Genomic DNA, 15354 nt, shown 5'->3' on the forward strand with positions numbered 1-15354 from the left:
TCGTGGGGTCGTCGGGGCAGGTCGCCACGAAGGCCAGCTCGCCCGGCTGGCGCCGCAGCACGTGCCGCCAGAGCGAGCCGGGGTCGCCGTGGAAGGTGTCGCCGTCCTCGGAGTCGACGACGTACCAGGCGCCTTCGGCGATCTCGCTCTCCAGCTGGCCGGAGGTCCAGCCGGCGTACCCGGCGAAGATCCGCATCTGCGCGATCTCGCCCTGGAGGATCTCGGGGGGCGCGTCGAGGTCGACCGTGCCCAGGCGGGAGACGGCCGGGGTGCCGGCGTGGAGCCTGCGCCAGCCGAGCGGCTCCTCCCCGCTCGGGACCGCCGCGAGGGCGAGGGCGCTGTCGGTCTGCACGGGACCGCCCTCGAACAGCACCGGCGGCCCGGTCACCAGCGGGTCCCAGACCGGCAGCACCTGCGTGACCGAGATGTCGCTGGGCCGGTTGAGCACCACGCCGAGCGTGCCGCCGTCGTGGTCGTGTTCCAGGATCAGCACGACGCTACGCCGGAAGTTGGGGTCGTCAAGAAGCGGCGTCGCCACCAACAAACCGCCGACGTAGATCGCTTCCGCCATACCTCCATCATGAGGGCTGTGACGGGCTTCCGCTCCCCCGGCTCGGTCATGTTACTTTCTGTGCGCTTATGGGCACGATCTGTGGCAAAGATCACGCTTGCGGGGCTCGGGAGGAGCACATGCGCATCGGTACACGCCTCGTCCTGGCCGCCCTTCCCGTGGGCGCGGCCGTGCTGCTCCCGTCGTCCGCGCAGGCGTGGCCGCTGCCCGACCGGGGTGATCCGTTCACGATGACGACCGACCGGATCGCGTGCGGCTCGGGGTCCGTACGGGTCACGCTGCGCAACCAGACCCCCCAGCTCGCCCGGTTCGACCTGCGGGTGGACGCGCGGAGCGTGGCGACCGGCTCGATCCCGGCCCGCAAGCAGGTGGTCAGGACGGTCCGGATCGACCGGGGCACCACCCGCGAGATCGAGGCGTTCTCGGTCACCGACACCCATCCCGACACGCTGCTCGACTCCACCCGGGTGCGCAACGACTGCGCCTGGGGGCGGGAGCGCAGGCACGGCCGCCTGCCGTACACCGGACCGCCGTCCGACCTGTGGGGCAAGCTGGCGACGGCGGCCGGGCTCGTGGTGATGGGCGGGATCATGTGGTGGTACGGCTCCGTCTGGCCCCGTTCGGTCCCCGACGGCCCCCTGCAACCCCGCCCGCGACCCCGCCCGTGACCCCGCCCGCGTGAGAGGCGCCGTCGTGCCGCGTCAGGCGTCCCGCGGGACGAACGCGCCCGCCCGCGCCGCGGCCAGCGTGCGCAGCGCCGCGTCCCGGGCGACCTCCAGGTCCACCGGCTCCTTGGTGACCAGCAGGCGGTAGTAGAGCGGCGCGGAGATCGCCCGGATCACCTCCATGCCGTCGGTGCCCTCGGGCAATTCACCCCGTTTCACCGCGAGGTCGACGACCTTCGCCCACTCCTCGATGCGCCGCAGATAGAACGCGCGCAACGCCTGGACGGCCTGCGCGTCGGAGGTGCCCGCCGCGATCACCGCCTGGAACGTGGCCCCGAGCCGGTGGTCGGTGACCGCGCCCACGACGGCCCCGGCGTTGGCCAGCAGGTCGCCCTCGATGGATCCCGTGTCGGCGTGCGGTGACGACTGCTCGGCCAGCTCGGTCATCAGGTCCGTCACCAGCCCGGCCCTGCTGCCCCAGCGCCGGTAGACCGTGGTCTTGCCCACGCCGGCCCTGGCCGCCACCTGGTCCATGGTCAGCCCATGGAAACCGTGCTCGACCAGCTCGTCCTGAGTGGCCTCCAGCACGGCCGCGCGCACGCGCGCGGTGCGGCCCCCTGGCCGCACAGTCCCCGCCAAACGGGACTCTTGTTCCATTAATGCCCCTTTCGTGCTATCGTCGTGCCGCATCTTAACGGAACTCGTTTCCCATTAGGGGGATGGCATGATCGTGCTCGCCGATCGGCCCCGATCCGATCGCATGACGTCCGCGCAGCGGCTGGTTCTGGTGCTCCTGCTGGGGTCCCAGTTCATGCTCGCCGTGGACTTCTCCATTCTGAACGTGGCGCTGCCGGTGATCGGTTCAGGTCTCGGCTTCGCGCTGTCCGACCTCCAGTGGGTGGCCACGGCGTTCGCGTTGGCCGCCGCCGGGTTCACGTTGCTCTTCGGCAGGATCGCCGACCTGTTCGGGCGGCGCCGGCTGTTCCTGGCGGGCATGGTGCTGCTGGGGGTCTCCTCGCTGGCCGGCGGCCTGGCCGTCTCACCCGGCATGCTGCTGGTCGCCCGGGTCGCCCAGGGCCTGGCCACGGCCGTCGTCACGCCCGCCGGGCTCGCGCTGCTGACCACGTCGTTCCCCGAGGGGCCGCTGCGGGCCAGGGCGCTCGGCCTGAACGGCGCGCTGATGTCGGCCGGGTTCACCTCGGGCGCGATCCTGGGCGGGCTGCTGACCGAGTTGCTGAGCTGGCGGTGGGCGTTCTTCGTCAACGTGCCCGTCGCGCTGGCCGTGGTCGTCGCCGCGCCCGTGGTGCTGAAGGAGAGCCGTCCCGCCGAGCGGCCCGGGATGGACCTGCCCGGCGCGGTGAGGGTGACCGCCGGCCTGCTCGCGCTGGTCTTCGGCCTGACCAGGGTCGGCGAGCACGGCTTCGCCGACCCCCTCGGCCTCGGCGCGCTCGCCGCCGGCGCCGCCCTGCTCGTCGCCTTCTGGTACGTCGAGCGCCGGGCCGCCGCACCCCTGGTGCCCGTCCCGATCCTGGCCCGGCCCAACGTCACCTGGGGCAACCTGGCCGGGCTGATCGCCTTCGCCACGGAGACGTCCCTCGTCTTCCTGATGACCCTCTACCTGCAGAAGGTGCTCGGCTACTCGGCACTGGCGACCGGGCTGGCGTTCGGGGTGCTGGGGCTCGGCACCGTGCTCGGCGGCGTGCTCGCGCCCCGGGTCCTCGGCCGGCTCGGCAGGGGCCGGGCGCTGGCGGCCGGGTTCGGGCTCCAGGCCGTCGCGACGGCGTCGCTGGCGCTGCTGGGCACCGGTCCCGGATGGATCTGGCTGCTGCTGGCGGCCACCTTCGCGGGCGGGATCGGGAACATGGTGGCGATCGTCGGGTTCATGGTGACGGCCACGTCCGGTCTGCCGGACTCCGAGCAGGGCCTGGCCACCGGCCTGGCGACGATGACGCAGCAGGTCGGCATCACCATGGGCATCCCGGTCATGAGCGCCGTGGCCACGGCCGCGATGGGTACCGTGCTCCAGGGGGTGATCGTGGCGGTGCTCGTCAACGCCGCCCTCACGGTCGGCGGAGCACTGATTTCCCGCAAGCGTTCGGCACTGTCGAACTGATCTGCGCTAGGGTGGCCGCCGTGGGAGAGACGATTCAATCGGTGGAACGGGCGGCCGCGATCCTGCGGCTGCTCGCATCCGGCCCCCGCCAGCTCGGCGTGGCGGAGCTGGCCAGGGCGCTGGGCCTGCCCAAGGGCACACTCCACGGCATCCTGCGCACGCTGGTCCGCGTCGGCTTCGTCGAGCAGGACGCCGCGACCGGCAAGTACCGGCTCGGGGCCACCCTGCTCCACCTGGGCAGCAGCTACCTCGACGTCAACGAGCTGCGCACCCGCTCGATCAACTGGGCCGACGCCCTGGCCGGGCGGAGCAGGGAGAGCGCCTGGATCGGCACCCTGCACGAGGGGCACGTGCTGGTGATCCACCACGTGTTCCGCCCGGACGACAGCATGCAGACCCTCCAGGTCGGCACCTACCTGCCGACGCACGCCAGCGCGCTCGGCAAGGTGCTGCTCGCCTACGACCCGTACGGGGAGTCGCTCGCGGCCCCGCCGCTGCCGGCGTACACCGACCGGACGCTGGTCGACGCCGCCAAGCTGGAGGAGGACCTGGAGCAGGTCCGGGCCAGGGGGTGGGCGGCCGAGATGGAGGAGCTCACCGAGGGCGAGGTCGCCATCGCCGCCCCGATCAAGGACCCGCGCGGCCTCGTGGTGGGCGCCATCGGCATCCGCGGCGCGGTCGAACGGCTGACCTCCGACGGCGCCCTGACCATGGAGTACGTCTCCTACGTCCGCGACGCCGCCCGCGCGATCACCCGCGATCTGGCCAGATGACCGGTTGAACAACACCGGGGCAAACACGTAACATCGCTCACATCGTTCGACAATGTCGAACCCCGACTCCCAAGCGAGGAACCTCGTGCCTCGACCGCACTACATCGCAGCCATCGACCAGGGCACCACGTCCAGCCGGTGCATCGTCTTCGACCAGGCCGGCAACATCGTCACCGTCGCCCAGCGCGAGCACCGCCAGATCTTCCCCAAGCCGGGCTGGGTCGAGCACGACGCCGAGGAGATCTGGCAGTCGGTCCAGAGCGTCATGGCCGAGGCCACCGAGGGGCTCGACATCGCCGCGCTGGGCATCACCAACCAGCGCGAGACCACCGTCCTGTGGGACCGGGAGACCGGGCGTCCCGTCTGCCCCGCGATCGTGTGGCAGGACACCAGGACCGACGCGCTCACCCGCGCGCTCGCCGAGCACGAGGGGCTGTTCAAGGAGAAGGCCGGCCTGCCGCTGACCACGTACTTCTCCGGGCCGAAGATCCGCTGGCTGCTCGACGCGTACGACCTGCGCGAGCGGGCCGAGCGCGGCGAGGTGCTGTTCGGCACGATGGACAGCTGGCTGCTGTGGAACCTGACCGGCCGCCACCTGACCGACGTGACCAACGCCAGCCGCACGATGCTGATGAACATCCACACGCTGAGCTGGGACGACGACCTGCTCGCCGCCCTCGGCGTGCCGCGCGCGATGCTGCCGGAGATCCGCCCGTCCGCCGAGGTCTACGGCCACACCGCGGCCGGCGTGCCGGTGGCCTCCGCGCTCGGCGACCAGCAGGCGGCGCTGTTCGGCCAGACCTGCTTCGAGCCCGGCGAGACCAAGAGCACCTACGGCTCGGGCAGTTTCCTGCTGATGAACACCGGCCAGGAGCCCGTCGTCTCCCGGCACGGCCTGCTGACCACCGTCGGCTACCAGATCGGCGACGGACCGGCCACGTACGCGCTGGAGGGCGCGATCGCCGTCACCGGCTCGCTCGTGCAGTGGCTGCGCGACAACCTGGGCCTGATCTCCAGCGCCGCCGAGATCGAGACGCTGGCCAAGACCGTCGACGACAACGGCGGCTGCTACTTCGTCCCGGCCTTCTCGGGGCTGTTCGCGCCCCACTGGCGCTCCGACGCGCGCGGCGTGATCGCCGGGCTGACCGGGTTCGTCACCAAGGGGCACATCGCGCGGGCCGTCCTGGAGGCCACCGCCTGGCAGACCCGCGAGGTCGTCGACGCGATGAACGCCGACTCCGGCCTCGACCTGACCACGCTGCGCGCCGACGGCGGCATGACGGCCGACAACCTGCTCATGCAGACGCTGGCCGACGTGCTGGCCGTCCCCGTGATCAGGCCGATGGTCGCCGAGACCACCGCGCTCGGCGCCGCGTACGCCGCCGGCCTGGCCACCGGCTACTGGCCCGACCTCGACAGCCTGCGCGCCAACTGGCACAAGGCGTCGGAGTGGCAGCCGGAGATCGACGAACAGGTCCGCGCGCGGGAGTACCGCAATTGGAAGAAGGCCGTGGCCCGCACCCTCGACTGGGTCGAACAGTAGGACTGGAGCACGTCATGAACATCGCCATCGGCGCCGACCGGGCCGAGATCCGGCACGAGCTCTCCCGCGCCACGTACGACCTGCTGGTGATCGGCGGCGGCATCCTCGGCACCTCCGTCACCTGGATGGCCGCGCAGGCCGGGCTGCGGGTGGCGATGGTCGAGGCGGGCGACTTCGCCGGGGCCACCTCCAGCGCGTCGTCCAAGCTGGTCCACGGCGGCCTGCGCTACCTGCAGACCGGCAACGTCAAGCTGGTCGCCGAGAACCACCGCGAACGCCGTGCCCTGGCCGCCGACATCGCGCCCCACCTGGTCAAACCGCTCAGCTTCCTGGTGCCGATCTACAAGGGCGGCCCGCACGGCGCGGCCAAGCTCGGCGCCGGCGTCTTCCTGTACTCCGCGCTGTCGGTGTTCGGCGACGGCATGGGCAAGGTCATCACGCCGCACCAGGCCATGACCCGCGTCCCCGCGCTGCGCAGCGAAGGTCTGCGCGCCGCCGCCGTCTACGGCGACCACCAGATGAACGACAGCCGCGTCGCCGTCATGACCGTGCGCGCGGCCGTCGACGCGGGGGCGGTCGTGCTCAACCACGCCGAGGTCGTCGGACTGCGCAAATCGGGCGCCAACGTGACCGGGGCCGAGCTGCGCGACCGTCTCGACGGCACCGAGTTCGGGGTGGACGCCCGGCTCGTCCTCAACGCCACCGGCCCGTGGGTGGACCACCTGCGCCGGATGGAGGACCCGCACGCAGCGCCGAGCATCAGGCTCTCCAAGGGCGCCCACCTGGTCATGCGCCGCCACGACCCGTGGAAGGCCGCGCTCACCACGCCGATCGACAAGTACCGGGTCTCCTTCGCCATCCCGTGGGAGGACCACCTGCTGCTCGGCACCACCGACGAGGCCTACGAGGGCGACCCTGCCGACGTGCGCGCCACCGACGCCGACATCGCCCAGATCCTCGACGAGGCCGGTCACGCCGTACGCGACTGCCAGCTCCGCCGTGAGGACATCACCTACGCCTTCGCCGGGCTGCGCGTGCTGCCCGGCGGCCCCGGGCAGGTGTCGGCCGCCAAGCGGGAGACCGTGGTGACCAGGGGCGCGGGCGGCATGTTGTCGGTCGCGGGCGGCAAGTGGACCACCTACCGGCACATCGGCAGGCACGTCCTGGAGACCCTCTCCCGTCTGCCGGGCCGGCCGCTCGGCGACGACCTGGCCGACATCCTGCCCGCCGTGCCGCTGCCGGGCCTGGCCAGCCCGGACGCCGTCGCCATGCGCCTGTGGACCGAACGCGAGCCGGGCGCCCGCATGGACCCGCTGGTCGCCCGCAACCTGGCCACCCACTACGGCACGATCGCCTTCGACGTGGCCCGGCTCATCCGCGACGACCCCTCGCTCGGCGAGCGCATCCACCCCGACGGGCCCGACATCTGGGCCCAGGCCGTCTACGCCCGCGACCACGAGTGGGCGGCCACCGTCGACGACGTCGTGCGCCGCCGTACCACGCTCACCGTGCGCGGCCTCGACACGCCCGACGTCCGCACCCGCATCGAGCAGCTCCTCGCCTGACCGTCACCCGGGCCGCGGCGGCGCCCCGCCGCCGCGGCTGCGACGAACGTCACCGCAGTTCACAGGTTCGAAGCGGCCCGTAGGGGGAATCCGAGATGGCGCATCCGCCGCCTCCCACCGAGGCGGCGGGCCGCCTACCGGCCGAACCCTCTTCTGCCGCCCCTACGGAGGTGACGTCATGTCCGCCAAGTCCCGGCTGCACATCGCGATGGTGGCTCCCCCGAGGTTCGAGAACCCGCCCCGCTCGTACGGCGGTGTCAAGGTCATGATGGACGACCTCGCGCGGTCCCTGCTCAGACTGGGCCACCAGGTCACCCTGATCGGCGCGGGCCGGTCGGGCACGTCCCCGCACGTCCTGGCCGCCTACACCGAGCCGCCTTCCCACCCGCTCGACGAACCCGCCCCTAGGGCGGCGGTCCCCGACGTCCGGCCGGAGGACCTGGACGTGGACGTCGTCCACGACCACTCCCCGGCCGGCTCGGTGACCGCCCTGAACCTCCGGATCCCGACGGTGACGACCGTGCACGGCCCGGCCTCGGGCGAGCAGGCCGAGCGCTACCGCCGGCTCGGCGACTCCGTCGGCCTGGTGTCCACCTCGACGTTCCAGCGCATGCAGGCCCCCGACCTCAACTGGCTGGGCACCGTGCACAACGGCGTGGACCTGAAGAGCTTCCCCTTCCGCGAGCGCAAGGAGGACTACGCGCTCTTCCTCGGCCGGTTCAGCCCCGGCAAGGGCGCCCACCTGGCCATCGACGCCGCCCGGCGGGCCGGCCGGCGCATCGTGCTCGCCGGCCGGTTGAACGAGCCGTCCGAGCACGAGTACTTCGACCGCCACATCCGCCCCCGGCTCGGCGACGACGCCGTCTACGTCGGCGAGGCCGACGGAGCGCGCAAGCGCGAGCTGCTGGCCGACGCCCACTGCCTGCTCTTCCCCAGCCGCCGGGAGGAGGCGTTCGGCATGGTCATGATCGAGGCCATGGCGAGCGGCACCCCGGTGGTCGCGCTGCGCGGCGGCGCCGTGGGCGAGGTCCTCGTCGACGGCATCACCGGCTACGTCTGCGACGACCCCGCCGACCTGGCCGAGGCGGTCGAGGCTGCGGGCGGCCTGAACCCGGCCGACTGCCGCATGCACGTCAAGCGCAACTTCGACGCGCTCGGCATGGCCATGGGCTACGAGAAGATCTACGAGCTGAGCATCCGCGACCGGCGTCCGGCGCCGTTCGCCGCCTGACCCGCGCGTCCCCGTGCGGCGGATCGCCGCCGCACGGGGTGTCGCGCCCGTCCCGGGGGAAGGGGGTAGGCATGCGCACTGCCATGAACGAGGCTCTGATCAGGCATTTCACCGACCTGCGCGACGGCGTCCACGGCGGCGTCACCGCGCGGGAGGACAAGGAACGCCTGTTCGCCACGGCGGTCGAGCTGCTCGACCCGGTGGCGCGGGCGACGCTGGACGAGTTCAACGCCGACCTGCTCCTCGGCACGGGGCAGGTGGTGGCCAGCGGGCTCACCAGGTCTCAGGAGGGCGGGCTCAACGCCATGTGGTCGCTCACGTGGCCGGAGCAGCGCGACAAGGACATCCTGCCGATCGCGATCGTGGCCCACTACGGCGCCGACTTCCACCACCCGCACCTGCGCGGCAACACGGTCGGCGACTGGCCGCTGAACGTCTTCGACCACTCGGACGCGGCGGGCCAGCTCACCACCCTGCGCGCCATCGCCGCCGCCGACGCCCACAACCTGGTCTTCCAGGAAAGCTACCGCCTCATCCCCGCCGTCACCCGGTAGGCGAGAGATTTCCCGTCTTCACGGCCCTTGCATGCTTCCGTCTTCACGGCCCTTGCGCGCTTTTCCGTCTTCACGGCCCTTGCGCGCTTTTCCGTCTTCACGGCCCTTGCACGCTTTTCCGTCTTCACGGCTTCGCGTGGTCGAGCCACCCGCCGTACTCCGGCTGGCGGCCCTCCATGTCACGCCCGCTGACCCTTCACCGGCGCGCCGCCGTGACGGTGCGCTCTGTGGGCCGCCTGGGTGCGGGGGCCGAGCCTGTCTGGACCGGCCCCCGTGGGATCACGCCTCGGTGAAGCCTCTTGCCCGGCCGCCGGCGCTCTCGCGGACCGCGGCGGCCACCGCCGTCGCCACGTCGGGGTGGAAGACGCTCGGCACGATGTAGTTGGGGCCCAGCTCCTCCGGGGTCACCACGGCCGCCAGCGCGCCCGCCGCGGCCAGCAGCATCTCCTGGGTCACCCCGCCGGCCTGCGCGTCGAGCAGGCCGCGGAACACGCCCGGGAAGGCCAGCACGTTGTTGATCTGGTTGGGGTAGTCGGAGCGGCCGGTCGCCACCACGGCGGCGTGCTCGCGCGCGTCGTCGGGCGAGACCTCGGGCTCGGGGTTGGCCAGCGCGAACACCACGGAGTCCTTGGCCATCGTCGCGATGTCGTCGCCGGTCAGGATGCCGGGCGCGGACACGCCCACGAACACGTCGGCGTCCTTGACCGCGCCGCGCAGGTCGCCCGCGTAGCCGTCGGCGTTGGTGTGCTCGGCGATCCAGCGCAGCGAGTCGTCGAGGTCGTCGCGGCCCTTGTGCACGGCGCCCAGGTAGTCGCAGACCACCACGTTGCGGGCGCCGGCGGCCAGCAGCAGCCGCAGCACCGCGTTCCCGGCCGCGCCGGCGCCGGCCATCGTGATCCTGACGTTCTCGATGGACTTGTTCACCACGCGCAGCGCGTTGGTCAGCGCCGCCAGCACGCAGATCGCCGTGCCGTGCTGGTCGTCGTGGAAGACCGGGATGTCCAGCAGCTCGCGCAGCCGGCGCTCGACCTCGAAGCAGCGCGGCGCGCCGATGTCCTCCAGGTTGATGCCGCCGAACCCGGGCGCGATCAGCTGCACCGTGCGGACGATCTCGTCGACGTCCTGGGTGTCGAGGCAGATCGGCCAGGCGTCGATGCCCGCGAACCGCTTGAACAGGGCCGCCTTGCCCTCCATGACCGGCAGCGCGGCCTCCGGCCCGATGTTGCCCAGGCCCAGCACCGCCGACCCGTCGGTGACCACGGCCACCGAGTTGCGCTTGATCGTCAGGCGCCGCGCGTCCTCCTTGTTCCTGGCGATGGCCATCGACACGCGCGCCACGCCCGGGGTGTAGGCCATGGACAGCTCGTCGCGGTTGCGCAGCGGCACCTTCGACTTCATCTCGATCTTGCCGCCGAGGTGCATGAGGAACGTGCGGTCGGAGACCTTGTGGATGACGACGCCCTCGACCGCCTCCAGCTGGTCGACGATGGCCTGCGCGTGGTCGGTGTCACGCGCGGCGCAGGTGACGTCGATGCGGAGCTTCTCGTGGCCCGCGTTGGTGACGTCGAGGGCGGTCACCACGCCTCCGGCCGACTCTACGGCGTGGGTGAGCTGGCTCACGGCCTTGCCGCCTGCGGGCACCTCGAGACGCACGGTTATGGAGTACGACACACTCGGGACGGTCGCCACGTCAATCGCTCCTTCGGGACTGACCAAGAAGTCATCCAAGGATAGGGGGCATCAGGTCAACCCAGTGCCGTCGCTGCGGTGACGATGAGATCGACACACGCGGGGACGGGAATCGTCGTGCTGTCGAGCACAAGGTGATAGTGGCACGGATCACCCGGATCCGCCCGGTAGAAGTGGCGTACGTAGGCCGTCCTGGCCCGGTCGTTGTCCTCGACGACGGCCCGCGCCTCCCGCTCGCTCGTGCCGCTCAGCGTGGCCGTCTGGCGGACCCGGCGCTTCAGCGGCGCGTCGAGCCTGACGTGGAGGGCGCCGGGATGGTCGGCCAGCACCAGGGCGCCGGCGCGGCCCAGGAAGACGCCTCCCTGGGCCAGGGCCATCTCCTTCATCATGCGCTCGGTGCGCCGGACGAACTCCTCGGGCGGCAGCGGCATCGCGCCGGGCACGTACATGTCCACGCCGCCGAAGGTGACCGTGGGCAGCCGGATGGCGCCCGACAGCAGCCTGCCCAGGCCGTGCTCGGCGCGGTCGTCGTGGGCCAGCGCCTCCTCCAGCGTGCAGCCGAGCTCCTTGGCCACGGCGCTGGGGATGGCACGGTCGACGAAGGGCACGCCGAGCCGTTCGGCGACGGCCGGGCCGATGTGGCTGCCGGCCGTGCCGTAGGCCGCGGAGATCGTGACGACCCGCATACCCCCAGGTTAGAACAGGGCGCTCGCCAATGCTCTACGCGCTTTCGCCAAAGATGGGTCGTCTGACGGCAACGCGTCGAAAAGTCCGAGCAAGTGCTTTCTGGCCCGGTCGCGGTCGTCGCCCGACGTGCGCTTGACCACGGCCACGACACGCTCGAACGCCTCGTCGACCGCGCCGGAGAGCATCTCCAGGTCGGCGGCCAGCAGCTGCGCGTCGATGTCGGACGGGTCCTGGAGTCGCCGCTGCACGTCGGCCGGGTCGGCCGCGGAGGTGCGCTTGATCAGGCCGACGCCCGCCAGGCCCATCTTGGCGTCCTCGTCACCGGGGACGCGGGCCAGCAGGCGCTGGTAGGCCGCCTCGGCCGCGTCGAGGTCGCCCGCGTCGATGGCCTGCTCGGCCGCCACCAGGTCGGGGTCGGCGGGCGGCCCGGCGGGCTCCTGCGGCCCCTCCTCGGCCGCCGGCGGCCGGGCGTCGGGGTTGGCCTGGTAGAACTGCTCGACCGCGCCCATCAGCTCGTCGAGCCAGCGGCGCACCTCCTGCTCGGGCAGCACCTGCTGGAAGCCGGTGACGGCCTGCCCCTGGAAGATGGCCAGCACGGTCGGCACGGCCTGCACCCGCAGCGCCTGCGCGATCTGGGGGCTGGCGTCGACGTTGACCTTGGCCAGCACGGCCCGGCCGCCCAGGTCGCCGATCACCTTCTCCAGCACCGGGCTGAGCTGGGCGCTGCCGGGCGCCCTCGGCGACCACAGGTCGAGCACCACCGGCACGGTCATCGACCGGTCGATGACGTCCGTGGTGAACGTCTCCTCGGTCACGTCGACGACCGAGGCCGAGGTGGCCCCCTGGGGACCGGCGGCCTCCCGCCGGGCCTGGGCCTCCAGTGCCTGTTTGCGCGCGCCCAGGTCCACAGCTCCGTAGAGCGACCCGGGCCTAGAGAAGTCCGCCATGCTCCTCATCTTGCCGCATGGACGGGCCCGCGAAGTCACCCGCCGCCACCCTCAGCGTGCGGAGCTGGTCGAAGATCTGGCGGAGTTCGTCCTCGGCGTACATCGTGAGGCCGAACTCGGCGGCCATCAGGTCGTCGGTGGCCCGGCGCACGACCTCCCTGCCCTTGCCGGTGATCTCGGCCAGCACGCCGCGGCCGTCGCGGGGGTTGGGCAGGCGGCAGACGAACCCGGACTTCTCCAGCCTGTCCACCGTGTTCGTGACGCTGGTGGGGTGGACCATGAGCCGTTCGCCGATCTTCCACAGCGGCAGCGAGCCGGTGTGGCTGAAGGTCAGCAGGACCAGGGCCTCGTAGCGGGCGAAGGTGAGGTCGTGGGGTTTCAGCAGCGAGTCGAGCTGTGACAGCAGGATCTGCTGCGCTCTCATGATCGAGGTGACCGCGGCCATCGCGGAGGAAGGCCCGAAGCGGGCACGCCAGCTCTCCGCGGCGCGGTCGATGGGATCGAACGGCAGATTGAGCGGCTTCGGCTGGGACACAGCGCTACGGTAGCGTGCCTCTCGTCCCGGTTTCGTCGGGCTACCTGGAGCGACAGGCTTCACCGCTTGACCAAGAATCCGACCGTCAATCATCACGCTCCGTTATGGTTCTCTCACGTAAGGTGACGCGGAAGCCAAGTCCATCTGCCGTGGGGACGGGTCTGGGCTGGCATTCTTCCGCTTTGCCGAGGGCACGGGGGGTGCTTGGTGAACATCAACGGGATACAGGGTGCGTGAGCACTCGGGCGTTACACGCGAGGAGCTGAAGCACAGCGCGGCCGTGACAGTGGCGGTGCTGCTCGCTCTCGGCCTGGTCGCGGCGTGGAACGTCCTGATACCCGGCGTCGACGCGTGGGAGAACATCCTGGCCGCGGTCATCGGCTCGCTGCGGATGACCGGGCCGGTGGCGGCCGCGTTCGCCGCGTGGGTGGCGTTGCGCAAGCGGCGCGCCCTGCGCGGGCGGTCGCTCACGACGTGGCGGGCGCTCAAGGCGCCGCTGGCGATCGTGGTGGTGGTGCTGGGCTCGTTCGGCGCGACGGTGCTGGTGCTGGCGGTCAAGACCGTGCTCACCGACCAGGCGGGGCGGCTCAGCCTGTCCGGCCTGGGCATGGGCATGGCGGGCCTGGCGCTCTACGCGGTGATCGGGTGGGTGGCCGGCTGGGTCGTGCCCAAGGCGCTCACGCCGCCGATCACGGGGCTGGCCTGCTACGTCGCCTTCTCCTGGCTGGCCGACGACCGGGGGCTGGCCGACCGGCTGGTGCCGGGCACGGGCGAGCCGTACGACCTGTTCCAGGGGCTGGGCGGGGCGCCGTTCTTCGACCAGACGATCTGGCTGCTCGGCATCACCTGCGCGCTGCTGCTCGGCTGGGCGGCGCTGGTGACCAGGCAGGCCCTGGTGCTGGCGTGCGCGCTGCTGGCCGTCCTGGCGGCGGGCATGGGCGTGTCGCGGATGCTGGCCCACCCCAAGCCGGCCGCGGCCGAGGACATCGCCTACGCCTGCCAGGAGTGGCCGATCACGGTCTGCCTGCACCCCGGGATGCGGGCCGGGCAGACCGAGCTGGGCGCGGTGTTCACGCAGATCGCCTCACGCCTGGCCGGCACGCCGGCCGCGTTCACGCGGGTGGAGCAGCGGCCGCTGGACGAGCCGCTGAAGCCCTCCAACGGCCTGGCGCCGATCCACGTGCCCGACCTGTCGGCGGGGTTCGCCGAGGAGGCGGCCTACGAGTACATCGACGCGCTGGCCGCCCGCTGCCCCGGCACGCCGGCCGACGGCTACCGGGAGATCGTGATGGCCTGGCTGCGCGGCGAGCCGCTGCCCGGCGGCCCGCTGCCCGAGCACCAGTACGCCGCGTCCTGGTTCTCCGGTCTCGACGAGCACCAGCGCAGGGAGTGGCTGCGCATGTTCTACAGCGACTTCCAGGCGTGCCGCCTGTCCAGCACGCACTTCGGCGGCGGTCCGGCCCCCACCGCCGTCATCACGCCCCCCACCGGCGCCACGCCCGAGAGCAGCCACGTCTACCCGGTCTATCCCGACCCCGGCACCCCGAGCACCTCCGGCTGAGGACGAAGATGTCACCCTGCGGGTGGCACTGATGATCGCCGAGCGGGTAGTCATGCCCCATGACGACTTCCCAGACGACGCCGCCGGACCTGGCTCCCCGGCGGCGGCGCAGGTGGCGATACGCGGCCGGGTTCCTCGTCCTGGCGGTCCTGCTCGTGGTGGGCGGCCGGCTGGCCTGGACCTGGCTCAACCCGTTCGGAGAGCAGACCGTCGACCGCAGCCAGCCGGTGCTGCTGCAGTCCATCAAGGACCTCAGCCGGTTCGAGGCGGCCACGGGCACCTTCCAGGTCGTCGTCGACCTGGAGAAGGACGCCAACTTCCTGCCCGACGCGGTCAAGGGCACCCGCACGCTGTTCGTGGGCGCGGGCGGCGTCGACGCCTACGTCGACTTCTCGGCCATGGGGGCGGGCGCGGTGACCGTGAACAAGGAGCGCACCGAGGCCACCGTCCGCCTCCCGCGCGCCCAGCTGGAGAAGCCCAACCTGGACAACAGCCGCTCGTACGTGTTCGCCCAGCAGCGCGGCCTGCTCGACCGCGTCCAGGACTTCCTGTCGGGCTCCCCGGGCGACCAGCGCGAGCTCTACCTGCTGGCGGAGAAGAAGATCACCGAGGCGGCCGTGGCCAGCGACCTGCGGGCGCGGGCCGACGCCAACACCAGATCGATGCTCACCGGCATGCTCAAGTCGCTCGGGTTCGCCAAGGTGACCGTGAAGTTCACCGACGAGCCCTGACGCGCCTCCTTACCCTGCCTGCGGGCCGCTCCACCTCGGGTGGGGCGGCCCGTCCGCGTTCCCGCCTAGGTATGCCGAGGCGTCCTTAGTCCATGGGCGTGTCTGCCTAAGTACCTCCCTACCTGCCCGAACCCCGGCAGATAGGACATCCGCCCGATGTGGCGGGAGGGGCCTTAGGAGGAGTCTTAA

At 71.9% G+C, this 15354-nt stretch carries 15 protein-coding genes; 9 read left to right on the forward strand and 6 right to left on the reverse strand.

The features are described 5' to 3' along the window. Positions 1 to 571: YqgE/AlgH family protein (locus tag ACWCSD_RS05850; RefSeq protein WP_449913308.1), on the reverse strand; the 571-nt coding region annotated here is incomplete at its 3' end. A 119-nt stretch (positions 572 to 690) separates the two neighbouring features. On the opposite strand from ACWCSD_RS05850, the gene ACWCSD_RS05855 reads away from it, so the two are divergent. Beyond that, positions 691 to 1239 carry a hypothetical protein gene (locus ACWCSD_RS05855; RefSeq protein ID WP_449913310.1) on the forward strand — a complete coding sequence of 183 codons (549 nt, stop codon included), beginning with the start codon at positions 691 to 693 and terminating at the stop codon, positions 1237 to 1239. Between the two features lie 33 nt (positions 1240 to 1272). Here the strand turns inward: ACWCSD_RS05855 and ACWCSD_RS05860 are convergent, their stop codons facing one another. Continuing rightward, entirely contained in the window at positions 1273 to 1893 is a 621-nt protein-coding gene (locus ACWCSD_RS05860; RefSeq protein ID WP_358283510.1) for a TetR/AcrR family transcriptional regulator, read from the reverse strand. Positions 1894 to 1996: 103 nt separating this feature from the next. Here ACWCSD_RS05860 and ACWCSD_RS05865 point away from each other — a divergent pair, with 103 nt between their 5' ends. The 6 genes from ACWCSD_RS05865 (at position 1997) to ACWCSD_RS05890 (ending at position 9015) form a co-directional block, all read left to right on the forward strand. After that, a complete protein-coding gene (locus ACWCSD_RS05865) occupies positions 1997 to 3349 on the forward strand; it encodes an MFS transporter (protein ID WP_449913311.1) in 1353 nt (450 codons plus the stop codon). Between the two features lie 20 nt (positions 3350 to 3369). Beyond that, a complete protein-coding gene (locus tag ACWCSD_RS05870; RefSeq protein WP_352350074.1) occupies positions 3370 to 4122 on the forward strand; it encodes an IclR family transcriptional regulator in 753 nt (250 codons plus the stop codon). A gap of 85 nt (positions 4123 to 4207) precedes the next feature. Continuing rightward, positions 4208 to 5665, forward strand: coding sequence for a glycerol kinase GlpK (gene glpK, locus ACWCSD_RS05875; protein WP_449913313.1), 1458 nt, complete (start codon positions 4208 to 4210; stop codon positions 5663 to 5665). Positions 5666 to 5679: 14 nt separating this feature from the next. Further along, positions 5680 to 7230: a glycerol-3-phosphate dehydrogenase/oxidase gene (locus tag ACWCSD_RS05880; protein WP_397162478.1), complete on the forward strand. Its 1551-nt coding sequence runs from the start codon at positions 5680 to 5682 to the stop codon at positions 7228 to 7230. 178 nt (positions 7231 to 7408) lie between these two features. Continuing rightward, entirely contained in the window at positions 7409 to 8461 is a 1053-nt protein-coding gene (locus tag ACWCSD_RS05885) for a glycosyltransferase family 4 protein (protein ID WP_449913315.1), read from the forward strand. A gap of 71 nt (positions 8462 to 8532) precedes the next feature. Next, positions 8533 to 9015: a hypothetical protein gene (locus tag ACWCSD_RS05890; protein ID WP_352326153.1), complete on the forward strand. Its 483-nt coding sequence runs from the start codon at positions 8533 to 8535 to the stop codon at positions 9013 to 9015. A 279-nt stretch (positions 9016 to 9294) separates the two neighbouring features. On the opposite strand, the gene ACWCSD_RS05895 is transcribed toward ACWCSD_RS05890, so the two are convergent. From ACWCSD_RS05895 to ACWCSD_RS05910, 4 genes are read right to left on the reverse strand one after another with little or no spacing between them, the layout of a single operon-like run. Continuing rightward, entirely contained in the window at positions 9295 to 10704 is a 1410-nt protein-coding gene (locus ACWCSD_RS05895; protein ID WP_352326154.1) for an NAD-dependent malic enzyme, read from the reverse strand. Positions 10705 to 10760: 56 nt separating this feature from the next. Beyond that, positions 10761 to 11390, reverse strand: a complete 630-nt coding sequence (locus tag ACWCSD_RS05900) for an AAA family ATPase (protein WP_397162476.1) — start codon at positions 11388 to 11390, stop codon at positions 10761 to 10763. 9 nt (positions 11391 to 11399) lie between these two features. Next, positions 11400 to 12338 carry a tetratricopeptide repeat protein gene (locus tag ACWCSD_RS05905; protein ID WP_358283494.1) on the reverse strand — a complete coding sequence of 313 codons (939 nt, stop codon included), beginning with the start codon at positions 12336 to 12338 and terminating at the stop codon, positions 11400 to 11402. After that, positions 12322 to 12873, reverse strand: coding sequence for a MarR family winged helix-turn-helix transcriptional regulator (locus ACWCSD_RS05910; protein ID WP_358283492.1), 552 nt, complete (start codon positions 12871 to 12873; stop codon positions 12322 to 12324). Before ACWCSD_RS05910 ends, ACWCSD_RS05905 begins: the two co-directional genes overlap by 17 nt. Positions 12874 to 13102: 229 nt before the next feature. Here ACWCSD_RS05910 and ACWCSD_RS05915 point away from each other — a divergent pair, with 229 nt between their 5' ends. Both ACWCSD_RS05915 and ACWCSD_RS05920 read left to right on the forward strand, forming a co-directional pair. Beyond that, a complete protein-coding gene (locus tag ACWCSD_RS05915) occupies positions 13103 to 14434 on the forward strand; it encodes a hypothetical protein (protein WP_397162475.1) in 1332 nt (443 codons plus the stop codon). Between the two features lie 59 nt (positions 14435 to 14493). Next, on the forward strand, positions 14494 to 15165 hold the full coding sequence (locus ACWCSD_RS05920) for a DUF4230 domain-containing protein (protein ID WP_364324747.1): 672 nt from the start codon (positions 14494 to 14496) through the stop codon (positions 15163 to 15165). Positions 15166 to 15354 lie beyond the last annotated feature (189 nt).

The sequence above is a fragment of the Nonomuraea sp. NPDC001684 genome, from assembly GCF_053596515.1.